The sequence below is a fragment of the Desulfofundulus sp. TPOSR genome (assembly GCF_011393055.1).
Classification (GTDB): domain Bacteria; phylum Bacillota; class Desulfotomaculia; order Desulfotomaculales; family Desulfovirgulaceae; genus Desulfofundulus; species Desulfofundulus kuznetsovii.
Genome location: NZ_JAAOEF010000001.1, coordinates 745,473 through 761,341, shown reverse-complemented (window position 1 = coordinate 761,341; position 15,869 = coordinate 745,473). Strand labels below are relative to the sequence as shown.

Here is a 15,869-nt window from a genome sequence, read left to right as displayed (position 1 = left end):
TATAAAGGCAGGTGACAACCATGAGCCTCTTAAATAAATTTGATCATTTGAAGAAAATTCTGGAGAATCTGGATGGTTGTCTGGTGGCCTTTTCCGGGGGGGTGGATAGCACCTTACTGCTTAAAGTAGCCCGTATGGTTCTGGGGGAGAAAAGAGTTTTGGCGGTTACGGCCACTTCCGATATTTATCCCCCGGAAGAGGTTGAGGAGGCAACAGCGCTGGCCCGTTTAATTGGAGCCAGGCACCTGGTTATGGAAACAGCGGGTTCAGGTAACCCGGTATTTGCCACCAACCCTCCGGACCGGTGTTACCACTGCAAGAAAGAAATATACGCCAGGCTATGGGAGGAGGCCCGCATCCACGGCTTAAATTGCGTGCTCGACGGCCTGAATGCCGATGACACGGGCGATTACCGGCCGGGCATAAAAGCCGCAAAGGAAATGGGGGTTCGCAGCCCTCTGCAGGAAGCAGGTTTGACTAAAGGGGAGATCCGCGCCCTGTCCCGCCAGCTGGGGCTGCCCACTGCCGGCAAGCCGGCTTCTCCCTGCCTGGCCACCAGGTTTCCCTACGGCACCCCCGTTACCCGGGAAGGACTGGTACGGGTGGCAGAAGGGGAGAGGTTTTTACGGCAGCTGGGCATTTCGGAGCTGAGAGTCAGGGACCACGGCAACCTGGCCCGGCTAGAGGTGCCAAAGGATTATCTTGCTTTCATTATCCAGCGATCCAAAGAAATTAGTGAAAGATTAAAGCAACTGGGATATACCTATGTAACGCTGGATATACAGGGTTTCCGGAGTGGGAGCATGAATGAGACTTTGAGCCTGTGGAGCTGACTTTAATCCGGTCACATCGTTAGTTTTTCAAAGGGCCACCACTCAGCTCCAGCAGGTGGGCCAGGCACGGGAATGATCTGCCGGGGCGGCGGGGTCCGGGTTATGCTCACGGCTTTTGAACAGCTGATAAAATCCTTCTATCACTTCATCCAGCGGTTCGGTATTTTTGAGCGACTTTAGCCACCTCTGGGGGATGGCCTCAAAGCCGTAATAAGTCCCGGCCAGGCCGCCGGTTACCGTACCGGCGGTGTCTGTATCATCCCCCCGGTTGACTACTGCAATAAGGGCATCTTCAAAACTTTCGGTATGCAAAAAGCACTGCAGCGCTGCGGCCAGGGTATCCAGGGCACTGCCTTGGGGAACAACCTCCGGCGCACCCTTCTGGATGTGGCGGATAATATACCAGAAAAATTTGCTCGGCTGGATGCCTACCTGCTTGCAGTGTTGATCCGTTAGCTGCAGGGCCCGGGTTACCGCTTCCCGCCGGTTTAAATGCCGCTGGGACCCCAGCAGGTAGATCAGCAGGTTGTAAAAGAGGCAGCAGGCGGCGCCCTCCTGGCTGTAATGGGTCATGTAAGCTATTTCCACCGACCACTTGGCCATGGCCGGAAGGTTGTGCCAGTAACCAAAGCTCACCGGCAGGGTGCGCATAAGCCCGCCGTTTGAGTCCAGCTTGTTCAGGGTCTGGGCGGTAAGGCGGGAGGCTTCCTGCCAGTTGCCCGTGCGCAGGAAATTGCGGAAAGACATTAAAGTGGTGTTGCCGATATCCTTGGGCCTGGACTGGTACCAGCGGATGAAGCCGCGGCCGATTTCTTCAATGGGGGAGACGGGGTTGGCCAGGATGCCCCGGGCCACCGCCAGGGTCATCTGGGTATCATCGGTGTATTCCCCGGGTTCTAAATTCAGCCAACCGCCGCCCACCATATCCTTCAGGACGCCGTACATTTCGCGGATTTCGCCGGCACTCATAAGTTCCACGGGGCCGCCCAGGGCATCCCCCACTGCGGCACCGTAAAAGGCTCCCTTAATTATGTGTTTCACCGCGGTCACCTCCCGTAAAGATAGCGGTAAACCTGGTAGTTCCAGAGCACTTTACGGACAAACTCCCTGGTTTCGGCAAAAGGGATCTGGTCCAGTTTGCTTTTTTCGCCTGTCCAGTGCTGCTGTTCCAGCCATTTTAGCACGTTTCCCTGCCCGCCGTTATAGGCAGCCAGAACCAGGATGGTGTCCCGGTCAAAAGTCCGGTACAGGTCGGCTAAATACCAGGTGCCAATGCGAATATTGAATTCCGGATCATACAGCAGGTCCGGGTGGTAGCAGGACAGGCCCATTTTTTTAGCCGCCCAGGTTCCCGTTTCCGGCATTACCTGCATCAATCCCCGGGCACCCCGGCGGGATGTGGCCCGGGGATTAAAGTTGCTCTCGGTTTTAATTACCGCCGCTACCAGGTAAGGATCCAGCCCGCGGCCGGCGGCATACTCCATTACCGTTTCCCGGTAAGGGAAGGGGTAGATGAGCCGGCCCAGGTGATCGATGTTCAGGATGGCCAGCAACGATAAGATGAAGAAAAACAACCGTACCTTGAAGCCTTTACTCCTCTTCAGGTGTAAAGACAAGCAGTCATCACTCCTGCAAGTAAAAAATTAAAAATAATCCGCTGACTTCCCTTATTATGTACAAGCAATTCGCTCCCGCAGGGCCGGGTTCCTGCACGCAGCCCTCTTTCATTTTTTCCCTGGAGAAATATCCCCAAAACGTACGAATGAAAAGTATAAACTTAAAGGCAGGTTGCTGGGGCCGGGCGGGGAAGAAGGTGCTGGACCGGGTTAGCCGGTCTTATTTTTTAGCAAAGTACAGTTGGCCGCGGTCAGTTTTGCCCGGAAGGCTCCGGGTAAAATTTTTTTGTTTTTTTAATTTTTTTTGCAGGAGTTTTAACCGCATTGTCGAAAGTGTTAAATAAAATGCAACATACAACATGTAGCATGCATTTTGATTCGCTCCCACATTGTGGCCTGTGTTTTAAGGGGCTGATTTTAGGGAAAGGGGGGATAGCGATGGAAGTTCAAAAAAGGTTGAACAAGTCTCCCTTGTATATGCAGGCTTACGTGGCCCTGAAGGAAGATATCATGAGCGGCAGGCTGCAAGCCGGTGAAAAGCTTACCGACCAGGGATTGGCTGAATTGCTGGGCATTAGCCGCACTCCGGTAAGGGAAGCGGTCAGGCAGTTGGTCAAAGAAGGCCTCCTGGTGGGCGCCCCTAACCGCAGCGTAACCGTGTTTTCCCCTAATGCCAGGGATATCGCGGAAGTTTACGCGGTCAGGTCGTGCCTGGAGGGACTGGCCGCAGGGCTTGCGGCGCTTCGCCCGGACCGGTCGTCCTTTACCGACAAAATGGCCCAAATAAGCGAGGAGGCCAAGCAATACGCTCGAAATCAGGACGCCGGCATGGTGGCAAGAAAAAACACCGAGTTTCATGATCTTCTGATTGCGGCCAGTGGGTGCGATAGCCTGGTATCCTTGCTGGAGCCCATAAGGAACAGAGCTTTTATCTGCCGCCTGTCTTCTATGCGCAACCAGGCCAGTGTTCATGTATCTCTCCAGGAACATGACGAGATTATCAAATGCCTGGTGGAGGGTGATAGCTCCAGGGCCGAGCAACTGGTCCGGCATCATGTGACCATGGCCGGAAGGCGTTTACTGATGAGGCTTCATGCCAGGGAACTAAACGAATCGGATCCAATTTTCAGGTATTACCGAAAACTAGCAGATGAAGATGGGGGTCTGAAACTTGAAAATAACCAATGTTGAAGCCGTTTCGCTGGTTGTACCCATGGAAAAAGCCATTAAAGCACCCATCAGCCTCCCGTATGCAGACGATTTGGCCAAAGTCGTCTTCAGTGAGTACAGGACCACACTGGTCAAGGTATACACCGACGAAGGCATAACCGGCGTAGGGGAGTGCATGGTCAGGCTTGCTCCCGTGGCCACCAAGAAAATTGTAGAGTATGTGAAGCCCATTCTGATCGGGGCGGATCCTTTCGACATTGAACTGATCTGGGACAAGCTTTACGGTGCCATGATGAACCGGGGCCATTACAAGGGCTTTTATATCGAGGCTATCAGCGGGATTGACGTGGCCCTGTGGGACATTATGGGCAAGGCGCTTAACATGCCGGTTTACAAGCTTTTCGGGGGTCACACCAACAAAAAAATGTGGTCCTACGCCTCATCCCTGCGCTTCAGGGACATGGAAACCATCCTTGCCGACGCCCAGAGGTTTATCGACATGGGATTTAACGCCATGAAGATAAAAATCGGGCAGGATCCCCGGAATTACAAGAAGGATATCGAGGTGGTGCGGGAGGTCCGCAGGGCTGTAGGCGACAAGATCACCCTGATGGTCGACGCCAACTGCGCTTATGATGTCAAGACGGCCATCCAGGTGGGCCGGGCTCTGGAAGAGCTGGACATCTTCTGGTTTGAAGAGCCCATCTCGCCGGACAACATCGAGGGTTACGAGCAGATATGCAAGGCTTTGGATATGCGCATCGCCCTGGGTGAGGCGGACTTCACCAGGTTTGGCTACCGCCAGTTTTTCACCCGCCAGGCCATTGACATCATTCAGCCCAACGTCTGCCGCACCGGCGGGTTTACCGAGTGCCGCAAGATAGCCGCGCTGAGCAGCACCTTCCACATCCCGTACGCTCCCCACACCGGGAGTTCGTCGGCAGTTTGCATGGCCGCTACCCTGCACCTTGCTGCTGCGCTGCCCAATTTCCTCATTTACGAATACATGCAAAGCGACTGGAACAAGGATCAGAAAAACCCCCTGCGCTGGGACCTGGTTCAGTTGCCCATCAAGTCCTTTAAGGACGGTTACATTGAAATCGACGACAAGCCGGGCCTGGGCATCGAAATCAACGAGGATGTGGTCAAAAGGTACGCGGTGGAATAAGCGCCGCGGGGATTTGACATCACGAAAAAGAGGAAGCAAGGGGAGGTACATACAGTGTTTAAAGCATTCGAGTTCCAGGTAACCACCCGGGTGAAGTGCGGCGCCAACCTGGTGGACGGGCTGGGGAAGGAAGTCCTGGCCCTGGGCGGCAAGAAGGTGGTGGTGGTGACCGACCAGGGCATAGTGAAGGCAGGACTGCTGGAGAGGGTGACTGCGGCTCTGGAAAAGGAAGGCCTCGCTTTCGAGGTTTATGACCGGGTGGAAGCGAACCCGCGGGTGGAAACCATCGACCGCGGCTATGAGTTTTACCGCCAGGTCGGGGCTGACGTGATTGTTGGTTTCGGCGGGGGAAGCTCTATGGACACGGCCAAGGGGATTGCCGTCCTGGCCACCAACGGCGGATCCATGGCCCAATACGCGGGGCAAAACAAGGTGCAGAACCGGCCGGCTCCGGTCATCGCCGTTCCCACCACTGCCGGCACTGGTAGCGAGGTCACCGGGAACATAGCCTTCACCGACCTCACCAAGAAGGACAAGATGTCCTGCCGCAGCCCCCTGAATTTCCCCAGGGTGGCCATTCTGGACCATACCCTGTTGGCCTCGCTTCCAGCTTCCATCGCGGCGGCCACCGGTATGGACGCTCTCACCCACGCGGTGGAGGGATACCTGTCCAAAAAGGCCTCGCCTATGAGTGATGTGCTGGCCCTGGAAGCCATCCGCATGATCGGAAGCAACATACGGAAGTTCGTGGCCAATCCGGAAAACGAGGAAGCGGCCGCCAATATGCTCCTGGCCAGCGCCCTGGCCGGCATGGTGATTACCAACACCGGCACCGGCAACGTGCACGGTATGGCCAGGCCGGTAGGCGGGCAGTTTGACGTTCCCCACGGTGTGGCCTGTGCCATTATGTTCGCGCCGGTGATGCGCTTTAACCTGATCAGCAGCCCGGAAAAAATGGCCAAAGTGGCCGCGGCCCTGGGTGAAAAGGTTGAGGGGCTGCCGGTGCTGGAGGCCGCCGCCAGGGCGGTGGATGCGGTGGAAAAACTGGTGGCCGATCTCGGCATTCCGAAAAAACTGTCCGCCGTTGGCGTAACCAGTGACGCTATCCCCACCCTGGCTCAATTATCCCTCGCCAACACGGGACCCAACCCCAGGCGTACGACTTATGAGGACTTGGTTGCGCTGTTTAATGAGGCCATTTAAAAAATTAAAGGGAGGGCAAACCATGAATTGGAAAAAATTAACCGGCCTCGGATTGGTTCTGGCATTGGTTGTCTTTTCTGCGGTGGGCTGCGGCGGCAAGGATACCGCCAAGCAGGCCGACCAGAATGGCGCCGTTAAAAAACTGGTGCTCGCCCACTCCGCCACTCCGGATAACTCGCTGGCCATAGCCTACGATAAATTTGCCGAATTGGTCAAGGCCAAGTCCAACGGCAAGCTGATCATTGAAGTCCACGGCGGCGGCAGCCTGGCCGGCGACCAGACGGCGGTGGAAGGGGTAAAGATGGGCACCATCGACATCGGATCGTCGGCCAGCAACAATATGGCCCCATTCACCAACGCCTTTTTGTTTGCCGACCTCCCATATATATTCGACAGCATTGAGAGCTCCCATAAAGTATGGTGGGGACCGATAGGCGAAGAGCTAAAACAGAAAGTGGAAAAAGACATCAACGCCAAGGTGCTGTTTTATCTTGACACCGGCGGCGGCTTCAGGGTAATCACCAACAATAAAAAGGAAGTTAAAACCCCGGCCGACCTGAAGGGGCTGAAGCTCCGGGCCACCGCCTCCCCCATTGAAGTGGCGCTGCTGAAGGCCTGGGGGGGCCAACCCCACTCCCATACCCTGGCCCGAGGTTTACACTGCCCTCGAGCAGAAAGTGGTTGAAGGCGAACACCTGCACCCGGTGTGGATTTACCAGGCCAAGCACTATGAGGCACTCAAGTACATGACTGTGGTTAACGCCATGTCCAACGTGCACGTAGCCCTGATGAGCAAAAAGGCCTGGGACAGCCTGACCCCCGAAGAGCAAAAGATAATCATGGAAGCCGGCAAGGAAACGCAGGAATTCTGCGCCAAGGTAGACGCCGAGAAGGGCCAGGAGGCCCTGAAGAAGCTGCAGGAGGCGGGTCTCAAGCTGTACAAGCCCACCCCCGAGGAAGCGAAACAGTGGAAGGACGCGGGTGTAGCCATCTGGCCCCAGTTTTACGACAAGGTTCCCAAGGATTTCATCGACCGGGTGATTGCTGCTCAGAAATAGAGGTATTGTTTTATTCCCCAGTTTACTGTCGCCTTTAACGGAGGGGCCCTTCGGGGCTCCCCTCCACCGAATTAATGGGGAAGGGGATGCTGATGTCTTGGTTTAACCGCTGCTATTCGGCCATGGAAAAAATCAGCCTGGCGGTAAACGCCCTGGCCCAATTCATGGTCATTGCCTTTCTGGCCACCATGACCTTGACCACGGCGGCCCAGATATTTTTTCGCTATATTTTGAATGCGGCCCTTATCTGGCCTGAAGAACTGAATGTTTTCCTAATGGCCTGGATTACTTTCACCGGGTCCAGCATCGCCCTGAGGAATATGGGCCACATCGGCGTTGAGCTGTTTGTTAACCTGCTGCCCGCGCCTTTGACCCGCGTTGTGGGCTTGTGCACCAAAGTGGCCATTTTGTTTTTCGTGGTCCTGCTGATTAAATACGGCTTTACTGTGGCTCAGATGAACCTCGGCGTTTCTTCTTCCGCCCTGGGAATTTCCATGTTCTGGCCGCGGTTTAGCCTCGTGGCGGGAGGTTTGATGATGCTTGTGCAGGCTCTTTTCCTGTTGATGAGGGATCTGAGGGCAATTATAACCAAGGAGGAAACGGCATGATTGCCTGGCTGGTGATTCCCTTTGTCATTGCCTTAATTGGCGGAATACCTATAGCCTTTAGCCTGTCCCTGGGGACGGTGGTCTTTCTGCTGGCGACCAGCAAGGTGAGCCTGGATGTGATGGCGCAGCAGATGTACCAGGCATCGGCTTCCTTTCCCCTCATGGCCATACCCCTCTTCCTCCTGGCCGGTGACCTGATGGATAGGACCGGAATTACCACCAGACTGATCAACTTTATAAAAATTGTGGTGGGTCGCGTCACCGGCGGCCTATCCCAGGTGATGATTCTCTCGGGGACCATTTTTGCCGGGCTCAGCGGATCCGGGGCTGCTGACACGGCGGCCCTGGCCAAGGTTCTGGTTCCCGGCATGAAGCGGGAAGGGTACGATGTCAGTTACAGCGCCGCCGTGGCCGCGGCCACCGGGGTATTGGGGCCCATTATCCCGCCCAGCATTGTAATGATTGTATATGGATCTTTGATGAATGTTTCCATCGGCGCCATGTTTATGGCGGGCATTGTTCCCGGCCTCATGATCGGCCTGTCGCTTATGGTTACCGCCTATTATATAAGCAAAAAAAATAAATATCCCAGAAGTGATAAGCCATTTTCCTGGGCTCAGTTCTTCTCAGGATTAAAAGACGCTTCCCTGGCGCTGATGATGCCATTCATCATTCTTTTTGGAATCAGGGGGGGGCATTTTCACCCCCACCGAGGGCGGCGCCGTTGCTGTGGTATATGCGCTGCTGATCGGTATTTTCGTTTACCGTTCCCTGCGGCTGAAGGATTTGGTAGAGTCGCTGTTGAGCAGCGGTGTAATGGCGGCTGTGATTATGCTCATTGTGGCGGCGGCCAATCCCTTTGGCTGGTTGTTGTCCTTAAACCAGGTGCCCCAGCAGGTGGCCGGGTTAATGCTGGGCATAACGCAAAACAAATACGTAATTCTGCTCTTAATCAACGTATTATTGCTGATCATGGGCATGCTGATGGAAACCAACGCCATCATATTGCTGCTGGCTCCCATCCTGGCGCCCATTGCCATCAAGGTTGGCGTTGATCCGCTCCACTTTGCCGTGATTATGGTGATCAACCTCTGCATCGGGCTGGCAACTCCTCCGGTGGGCATCAACCTGTTTGTGGCAGCGCCCGTGGCCGGAGTTTCCCTGGAGAAGATAAGCCGGGCCATCTGGCCCTTTGTTCTGGTGGAAATCGCCATACTTTTGCTGATTACTTACATTCCCGAGATTACCCTTTTTGTGCCGCGTGCTTTAGGGATGTAGTTTAACGGCAAAGGAGGTCTTGTTTTGAAGGTTATACCGCTGCATCTAGGGTCTATGACCGTGGACAAGTCGGGGCTTACTTCGGTCAGGGACGCCGGGACAAAGATTGACATCCCGGTAGTGGCCTGGCTTATCGAGGGCGGAAAGGAATGGGTCCTGGTGGACACCGGGGCCGGGGACCCGGAGTGGAGCAGGAAATACCACAATCCCATGGTGCGCACCGAGGAACAGAGGATCGATAGAGCGCTGGAGTCACTGGGGATCAGTCCGAAGGAGATCAGAATTGTAATCAACACCCATTTGCACTGGGATCACTGCTTCAACAACCACCTCTTCGAGAACGCCGTGATTTACGTGCAGAGGGAGGAACTGGCATACGCCGCCGACCCGCTGCCCAGGGACAGGCGCTACTACGAAACCGATCTGGGGGCGCCGCCTTATCTGAAAGCCGCGGATAATATAAGGGAAATTGAGGGCGATGTAGAGATCATCCCCGGAGTCTGGGCCGTTCATATCCCGGGACACACCCCGGGTATGCAGGGCGTGGCCGTGGAAACGGTTTCCGGCACCTGTTTTATAGCCAGTGACGCCGTGGCGCTGTGGGAAAACTGGGAGGCCGACCCGCCGGTGCCTGGCCAGATATACGTGGACCTGCGCCAGGTCTACCGCTCATTCGAAAAGATCCGGCGCCTGGCCGATTTTGTGCTGCCCGGCCACGATCCCAGGATATTTGACAAAAAGTGCTACCCCTGAATGACCTGAGGTTGATATCAAAGCGGCCGTTGAATTTTTGGCCGGGGGGAGGGATATTTTCCGTTGTCAGGCAAGGACGCTTATGCCGGCAGCATTCTCTTCGTTGATCTGTCCTCCCGCACGGTGAGGCGGGAGAACACGCCGGAAGATCTGAAAAGGAAGTTCCTGGGCGGGAACGGCTTTGCCGTGAAGCTGGCTTATGATTTGATAAGGCCGGGTGCGGATCCGTTAGGCCCGGAAAATGTGCTGGTCTTCGCCGTGGGCCCGGCGGCGGGAACCCTGATTCCCTGCAGTTCACGATTTGTGGTGGGGTCAAAGTCGCCCCTGACGGGCCTTTTTGTGGACAGCTACGCGGGCGGTAGCTGGGGGGAGGAGCTAAAATGCGCCGGCTATGACGCCCTGGTTGTGACCGGGGTCTCGCCGGCACCGGTTTACCTGCTCATAGACGGGGACCACGTGGAGTTAAGGGACGCCGGCCACCTGTGGGGGCGCATGGTCTCCGGCGCCCAGAGGCGCATTGCCGGCGAGTGTCAAATACCCGGTTTAGCGGTGGCAGCCATCGGCCCGGCGGGAGAAAACCTGGTCCGGTACGCCTCCATTATCGCCGGCACCCGGGCCGCCGGCAGGGGCGGCATGGGGGCAGTGATGGGGGCCAAAAAATTAAAGGCCATTGCCGTACGAGGGCAGAAACCCGTTTTTGTGCCCGATCAGGAGGGCATGTGGCGGTTTTTCCACGACAGCTTAAGGCGGTTGAGGGAGCATCCGGGGACCGGGAAGTTATTGCCCGAGGTGGGGACGGGGGCGGGAGTAAACGCCTTTAACAGGCTTGGCATGCTCCCCGCCAGAAACTGGCAGGAAGAAGTTTTTGCCGGCGCAGAGAACATCAGTGGTGAAAGATTGAGGGATGAAGGATACTTTATCCGCAGCAAGGCGTGCCCCGGATGCCCCATCGGCTGCGGCAAAGTTGCCAGCACCTACGGCGTTGACGGGGGGCCGGTAATTACAGAAGGGCCGGAATACGAGACCCTGTATTCCTTTGGGTCGCTGCTGGGCAACAGCGACCTGGATTCAATCATATATGCGGACCGGATGTGCGATGAATTGGGAATCGACACCATTTCCTCGGGGGTGACCATCGCTTTTGCCATGGAGGCCTTTGAAAGGGGAATTTTGTCCCCCGGGGACACCGGTGGGATTGACCTGCATTTCGGCAACCACCGGGCGGCCATTGATCTCCTGCAGGATATAGCCTACCGCAGGGGGCTGGGGGACACCCTGGCCGAAGGTGTGAAGCGGGCTGCGGAAATAATCGGGCGCGGCAGCGAAAAGTACGCCATGCATGTCAAGGGCATGGAACTGCCCGGCCACTCGGCCCGGGGACTAAAAGGGATGGCCCTGGGGTATGCCGTTTCCACCCGGGGCGGCACTCACCAGGACACCCGGCCCACCGTGGAGCGTTCGGGACAGTTCGACCCCCTGGCGGTGCAGGGCAAGGGGAGGATGAACAAGGACAACCAGGACATGACCGCTGTATGCGATTCACTGATTATTTGCCGCTACACCGAGGGGATTTACGGCTTCTTCCTGGGCGAGGATCACGTCAGAATGGCTAACCTGACCACCGGTGCCGGCTACTCGCTGGAGGATTTAAGAAAGGTAGGGGAAAGGGTTTACACCCTGGAGAGGCTCTTCAACGTCCGCGAAGGGTTAACCCGCAAGGACGACCGGCTACCGGAACGCTTCCTGGAGGAACCCATTCCGGGGGGGGCCCGCGGCGGGGCGGGTCGTACTCAGGGCAGACCTGGACCAGATGCTGGACGAGTACTACACCGCCCGGGGCTGGGACCCGCGGACCGGCGCTCCCACGGAGGAGAAACTCAGGGAGCTGGGCCTGTAAAATGCCGCGCGGGGGGTGGTTCGGGATGGGCTTTAATGAAGGAAAAGGCGGTACGGTGACCATATCGGTGGTGTTCCTGGGCAATTACCGCCTGCTTACCGGGCAGGGCAGGGTGGAAATACAACTTCCCCAGGGATCCAGCGTCAATGACCTGATTGCCTGGCTGGCCGACCGCTATGGCGGCGACCTGCGGGACCAGTTGATTGATCCCGGCACGGGGAAGGTGTGGAACCTGATGGCCCTGGCCGTGAACGGTAAAATACTCAACAGCGTTGAAAAGTTTTCTCTACTCTTAAAGACAGGTGACGAGGTGTTATTTTTACCCCCCGCCCTGGGGGGCTAATCTTCTTGGGGGTGCAAGTTTTATGTATAGGATACTGGTTGACGCTGAAAAGTGCACGGGATGCCGCGTATGCGAGGCCGTTTGTTCCACCCGGATTTTGGATAATAAAGGCTTTAACCGTAAAATGGCGGCCATCAGGGTGCTCTTCAGGGGCGAACTGGAGGAGGACATCAGGCCGGTTTTGTGCAGGCAGTGCAGGCGGCCCCTTTGCGCCGAAAACTGCCCCACGGAGAGTATTTCCCGGGGCGGGGACGGGATTGTACGGATCAGCAGGAACAGCTGCATAGGCTGCGGCAACTGCGCTGAAGCCTGCCCCTTCGGGGCCGTGATACTTCACCCCGACCTTGATTTTCCAAGCAAGTGTGACCTCTGCGAAGGCGATCCCCTCTGCGTGAAATACTGCGTTGCCGGGGCCCTTCGCCTGGTCCATGAAAACGCCGTAGGAGTTGAATAGGAGGGACAGGGAATGGCCAGAGACAACTCGCAGCAGATGATCCTGTTCGTTGACCTGAGTACCGGGAAAACCAGGCAGGAAGCCGTCAGCCCCGAGATGCGCCGGAAATTCATCGGGGGCAACGGCTTCGCCGTTAAGATTTTATATGACCTTTTGCGGGCGGGGGTGGATCCCCTGGGGCCGGAAAACGCCGTGGTTTTCGCAGTAGGCCCGGCCACCGGGACGGTTATTCCGGGCGCCGCCATTACCGCCGCCGCCACCAAGTCGCCCTTGACGGGAATTTTCATTGACAGCTATATGGGTGGGCAGTGGGGTACGGAACTGAAGGAGGCGGGCTGCGAGGCGCTGGTCCTGCAGGGGGCGGCGGCCGATCCGGTCTACTTGTTCGTGGACGACGGCCGGGTGGAAATACGCCCGGCGGCCCACCTGTGGGGGAAGAAGACCTCGGAAACCGAAAGGGCTATCAAGGAAGAGCTGGGTGACCCGCGCGTGCAGGTGGCGGCCATCGGCCCTGCCGGGGAGAACCTGGTTAAATTCGCCACTATTATCCATTCCACCAGGGCCTTCGGCCGGGGCGGCCTGGGGGCGGTTCTGGGATCCAAAAAGGTAAAGGCAATTGCCGTGCGGGGAACCGGGGGGGTTCCCCACCCCAATACACAAAAAATACTGGAGTACGCCCGGCGCACCTACGACGAAATGTTGCGCCAGCCAGCCTTTGCCAAGAATATACCAACATTTGGTAGTACTGTGTCGGTGGCCGGGAACAACGCCCTGGGTATACTGGGATCTTACAACTGGCAGCAGGAGGTATTCGCCGACGCCGAAAAGATCAGCGGCAATGACATGGTCAACCGGGGGCTGAGGGTGGGGCACAAGGCCTGCGCCAGCTGCATCGCCCGTTCCGCCATAATCTGGCGGGCCTGCGAGGGCCCCTTCAAGGGAGCCACAAGCCGCGGACCCGAGTATGAAACCCTGTATTCTTACGGGTCCTTGATCGGCAACGGCAATGTGGAGTCGATTATCCTGGCCGACAGGCTGAGCGACGAATTGGGGCTGGACACCATAAGCACCGGTGTGGTCATAGCCTTTGTGATGGAGTGTGTGGAAAAGGGAATTTTGAGTGCGCAGGAACTGGACGGCATGGATGTGAGATTTGGCAACTGCCGGGCTATGCTTGACCTGCTGCCCAAAATAGCCGCCAGGGAGGGGGTCGGTGACCTGCTGGCAGAAGGCGTGCGGGAAATAAGCCGGCGCATCGGCAAGGGCTCCGAGTACTTTGCCATTCACGTGAAGGGTCTGGAGTTGCCCGGCCACACCGCCCGGGGCCTGAAGGGCATGGGGCTGGGGTACGCCACTTCTTCCAGGGGAGGCAGCCACCAGGATTTCCGGCCGGGGCCCGAAAGGTCCGGCAAGTTTGACCGGGCCACCATCGAGGGCAAGGCCGCCCTGGTCAAGAAAAACCAGGACATGACCACCATCGGCGACTGCCTGATCGTGTGCCGCCGCCACTCCGAGGGTTTCCACGGGGCGTTCCTCAATGAAAGATATGTTGAGCTGGCCAGCCTGGCCACCGGCATGGAATTCAGCCTTGAGGAGCTGACTCTGGCGGCCGAGCGGATATACACTCTGGAAAGGATGTTTAACGTGCGGGAAGGAGTCCGCCGCAAGGACGACACCCTGCCCGAACGCTTCCTGAAGGAAGGGATCCCCGGAGGTCCCAGCGCAGGGATGTACGTCAGTCGTGAGGAGCTTGACACCATGCTTGACGAGTATTACCAGATCCGCGGCTGGGACCCTGAAACCGGTGTGCCGACGGAATCCACTCTGAAAAAGCTGGGGCTAAAGTGACCCATGAATGCATAGAGCCCTGGGCAACGCCTGCTGGCAGTCCCAGGGCCTAATAAGCCTAACCAAACGCTGTCACTGCAGTTTGAATAGCCCCAGCAAGATTAATATGTACCCGGGCAGGGCGGAGAACTGGCGGCCCAGAGCGGTGGCACCAAACCCCCGTCCGGCCAGCAGGCCCGCATAAGTGGTAATTATATGCCCGGCGCCAACTAAAAGGGCGGTGAGCACCAGGTCGAAACCCAGCATGGAAAAGGCAAAGCCGGCGCCGAAGGCGTCCAGGGCCAGGGCCAGGCCCAGCAGGATGGCCTCCCCGGCAGAGATCACGCCCGAGCGGTCCAGGTCGGCCCGGTGGGGTTCCCGCAGTACCTGGACCATTACCCCCAGGGTGCGGATCCTTATTTGGACCACCGTTTGGGGTTCCTCTTCACAGGCAGACGGTCCAACTCCTTTTTTGCCTTCCCTGAGAGCCTGGAACATTATCCAGAGCCCGATGAGTATTAAGATGATCCCGCCCAGGCGCCGGGCGAAGCTTATGGAGATGGCCTGGGCCACCAGGTTCCCGGCGATCATGGAAAGGCTGATGGCCGTCACCGACATGAGGCTGATGATCAGTACGGAAGAAAAGGGCAGCCGGATACCCCTTACCCCGTAGGCTACCCCGGTTGCGAAGGCGTCCATATTCAGGGCGAGGGCAAAGATGAGGATGGTGAATAATTCCACTGACCAGTCCCTCCCGGGTGGTTTTTAAAGTCTCCTAACCATTTGTATGGGAGGAACGGCCGAATGGTGATTTTAAAAGCCCCGGTTACTTCTGGCATCCGGGACAAAAGTAGGCGCTACGGCCACCCAGGCGCAGGCGTTCGATAGTTTTGCCGCACCGCATGCAGGGCCGGCCGCTTCTGCCGTAAACCCTTAGTTTTTCTTGAAAGGTACCGGCCTGTCCCGTGCCGTCCACATAGTCCCTCACGCTGGTACCCCGGCTGGCAATTCCCTCTTCCAGCACCGCCCGGATGGCCTGGAAAAGGGCCTCCACTTCCCCGGGAGTGAGGGTGTTTGCCTGTCTTGAGGGGTGCAGCCCCGCCCGGTGGAGGGCTTCATCTACGTAGATGTTGCCCAGGCCGGAAATAAATGTCTGGTCCAGTAAAAGGGTTTTTAAACGGGTGCGCCGCTTTTTTAATTCCTTTTTGAGAAAATCTATGGTAAATTCCTTGCTTAAGGGCTCCACCCCCAGGTCTTTCAACCCGCTGACGGTCTTGAACTCCTTTGCCGGCACCAGCCAGAAGCGGCCGAACTGGCGCATATCGGTAAAGCGCAGCTGGTGGCCGTTGTTCAGGTGAAAAACCAGGTGGGTGTGTTTGGACCGGGGTTCATCCGTGACGGTGTAAACAAGCTGCCCCGTCATGCGCAGGTGGACGACCAGCATCAGCCCCCGGGAAAGGGAGATTAAAAGGTACTTGCCCCGGCGGCCTACGTCCAGGATCCTTTTGTCCACCACCTGGCGGCAGAATTCCTCCGGTGAAGGCGTCTGGATGATTTTGGGAAGATAGATGTCAACGCCGCAGATGGTGAAGCCGGGTAATCTTTCCTTCAGGGTGCGCTTGACCGTTTCTACCTCCGGTAATTCAGGCATCTGCTTCTCT

The 15,869-nt window shown here is 57.0% G+C and carries 17 protein-coding genes and 2 pseudogenes; 15 read left to right on the top strand and 4 right to left on the bottom strand.

The window, feature by feature from the left end:
• Positions 1-20: 20 nt before the first annotated feature.
• Entirely contained in the window at positions 21-833 is an 813-nt protein-coding gene (larE, locus tag G7K71_RS03810; RefSeq protein ID WP_166343631.1) for an ATP-dependent sacrificial sulfur transferase LarE, read from the top strand.
• Between the two features lie 42 nt (positions 834-875).
• On the opposite strand, the gene G7K71_RS03805 is transcribed toward larE, so the two are convergent.
• Both G7K71_RS03805 and G7K71_RS03800 read right to left on the bottom strand, forming a co-directional pair.
• Positions 876-1,874 carry an ADP-ribosylglycohydrolase family protein gene (locus G7K71_RS03805; RefSeq protein ID WP_166343629.1) on the bottom strand — a complete coding sequence of 333 codons (999 nt, stop codon included), beginning with the start codon at positions 1,872-1,874 and terminating at the stop codon, positions 876-878.
• 5 nt (positions 1,875-1,879) lie between these two features.
• A complete protein-coding gene (locus G7K71_RS03800) occupies positions 1,880-2,449 on the bottom strand; it encodes a lytic transglycosylase domain-containing protein (RefSeq protein ID WP_166343627.1) in 570 nt (189 codons plus the stop codon).
• Positions 2,450-2,887: 438 nt separating this feature from the next.
• Here G7K71_RS03800 and G7K71_RS03795 point away from each other — a divergent pair, with 438 nt between their 5' ends.
• From G7K71_RS03795 to G7K71_RS03740, 14 genes and pseudogenes are all read left to right on the top strand, one after another.
• A complete protein-coding gene (locus G7K71_RS03795) occupies positions 2,888-3,640 on the top strand; it encodes a GntR family transcriptional regulator (RefSeq protein WP_166343625.1) in 753 nt (250 codons plus the stop codon).
• Complete coding sequence (locus G7K71_RS03790; RefSeq protein ID WP_166343623.1) at positions 3,621-4,787, top strand: mandelate racemase/muconate lactonizing enzyme family protein; 1,167 nt, start codon at positions 3,621-3,623, stop codon at positions 4,785-4,787. The genes G7K71_RS03795 and G7K71_RS03790 overlap by 20 nt, the downstream gene beginning before the upstream one ends.
• A gap of 54 nt (positions 4,788-4,841) precedes the next feature.
• Positions 4,842-5,990 (top strand): iron-containing alcohol dehydrogenase, encoded by a 1,149-nt coding sequence (locus G7K71_RS03785; protein ID WP_166343621.1) that lies wholly within the window; start codon positions 4,842-4,844, stop codon positions 5,988-5,990.
• Between the two features lie 22 nt (positions 5,991-6,012).
• Positions 6,013-6,675 (top strand): TRAP transporter substrate-binding protein, encoded by a 663-nt coding sequence (locus tag G7K71_RS03780; RefSeq protein ID WP_166343619.1) that lies wholly within the window; start codon positions 6,013-6,015, stop codon positions 6,673-6,675.
• Entirely contained in the window at positions 6,668-7,048 is a 381-nt protein-coding gene (locus tag G7K71_RS03775) for a TRAP transporter substrate-binding protein DctP (RefSeq protein WP_313884880.1), read from the top strand. The genes G7K71_RS03780 and G7K71_RS03775 overlap by 8 nt, the downstream gene beginning before the upstream one ends.
• A gap of 92 nt (positions 7,049-7,140) precedes the next feature.
• Entirely contained in the window at positions 7,141-7,656 is a 516-nt protein-coding gene (locus G7K71_RS03770; RefSeq protein ID WP_166343617.1) for a TRAP transporter small permease, read from the top strand.
• A pseudogene (locus G7K71_RS19240) lies at positions 7,653-8,306 on the top strand (TRAP transporter large permease); the annotation flags it as partial. The gene G7K71_RS03770 and the pseudogene G7K71_RS19240, both read left to right, overlap by 4 nt.
• A 79-nt stretch (positions 8,307-8,385) precedes the next feature.
• Entirely contained in the window at positions 8,386-8,934 is a 549-nt protein-coding gene (locus G7K71_RS19235) for a TRAP transporter large permease subunit (RefSeq protein ID WP_313884879.1), read from the top strand.
• A gap of 24 nt (positions 8,935-8,958) precedes the next feature.
• A complete protein-coding gene (locus G7K71_RS03760; protein WP_166343615.1) occupies positions 8,959-9,687 on the top strand; it encodes an N-acyl homoserine lactonase family protein in 729 nt (242 codons plus the stop codon).
• A 123-nt stretch (positions 9,688-9,810) separates the two neighbouring features.
• A pseudogene (locus G7K71_RS03755) lies at positions 9,811-11,406 on the top strand (aldehyde ferredoxin oxidoreductase family protein); the annotation flags it as partial.
• Positions 11,407-11,497: 91 nt separating this feature from the next.
• The gene (locus G7K71_RS19230) at positions 11,498-11,584 is read left to right on the top strand and encodes an aldehyde ferredoxin oxidoreductase C-terminal domain-containing protein (protein WP_243174674.1); all 87 of its coding nucleotides are present in this window, start codon (positions 11,498-11,500) and stop codon (positions 11,582-11,584) included.
• Positions 11,585-11,609: 25 nt separating this feature from the next.
• Complete coding sequence (locus tag G7K71_RS03750; RefSeq protein WP_166343613.1) at positions 11,610-11,927, top strand: MoaD/ThiS family protein; 318 nt, start codon at positions 11,610-11,612, stop codon at positions 11,925-11,927.
• A gap of 22 nt (positions 11,928-11,949) precedes the next feature.
• Positions 11,950-12,381, top strand: coding sequence for a 4Fe-4S dicluster domain-containing protein (locus G7K71_RS03745; protein WP_013821718.1), 432 nt, complete (start codon positions 11,950-11,952; stop codon positions 12,379-12,381).
• A 12-nt stretch (positions 12,382-12,393) separates the two neighbouring features.
• The gene (locus tag G7K71_RS03740; RefSeq protein ID WP_166343611.1) at positions 12,394-14,229 is read left to right on the top strand and encodes an aldehyde ferredoxin oxidoreductase family protein; all 1,836 of its coding nucleotides are present in this window, start codon (positions 12,394-12,396) and stop codon (positions 14,227-14,229) included.
• A gap of 72 nt (positions 14,230-14,301) precedes the next feature.
• Here G7K71_RS03740 and ytaF read toward each other — a convergent pair whose 3' ends face one another.
• On the bottom strand, positions 14,302-14,949 hold the full coding sequence (ytaF, locus tag G7K71_RS03735; protein WP_166343609.1) for a sporulation membrane protein YtaF: 648 nt from the start codon (positions 14,947-14,949) through the stop codon (positions 14,302-14,304).
• 85 nt (positions 14,950-15,034) lie between these two features.
• Positions 15,035-15,859 carry a DNA-formamidopyrimidine glycosylase gene (gene mutM / locus G7K71_RS03730; protein ID WP_166343607.1) on the bottom strand — a complete coding sequence of 275 codons (825 nt, stop codon included), beginning with the start codon at positions 15,857-15,859 and terminating at the stop codon, positions 15,035-15,037.
• Positions 15,860-15,869 lie beyond the last annotated feature (10 nt).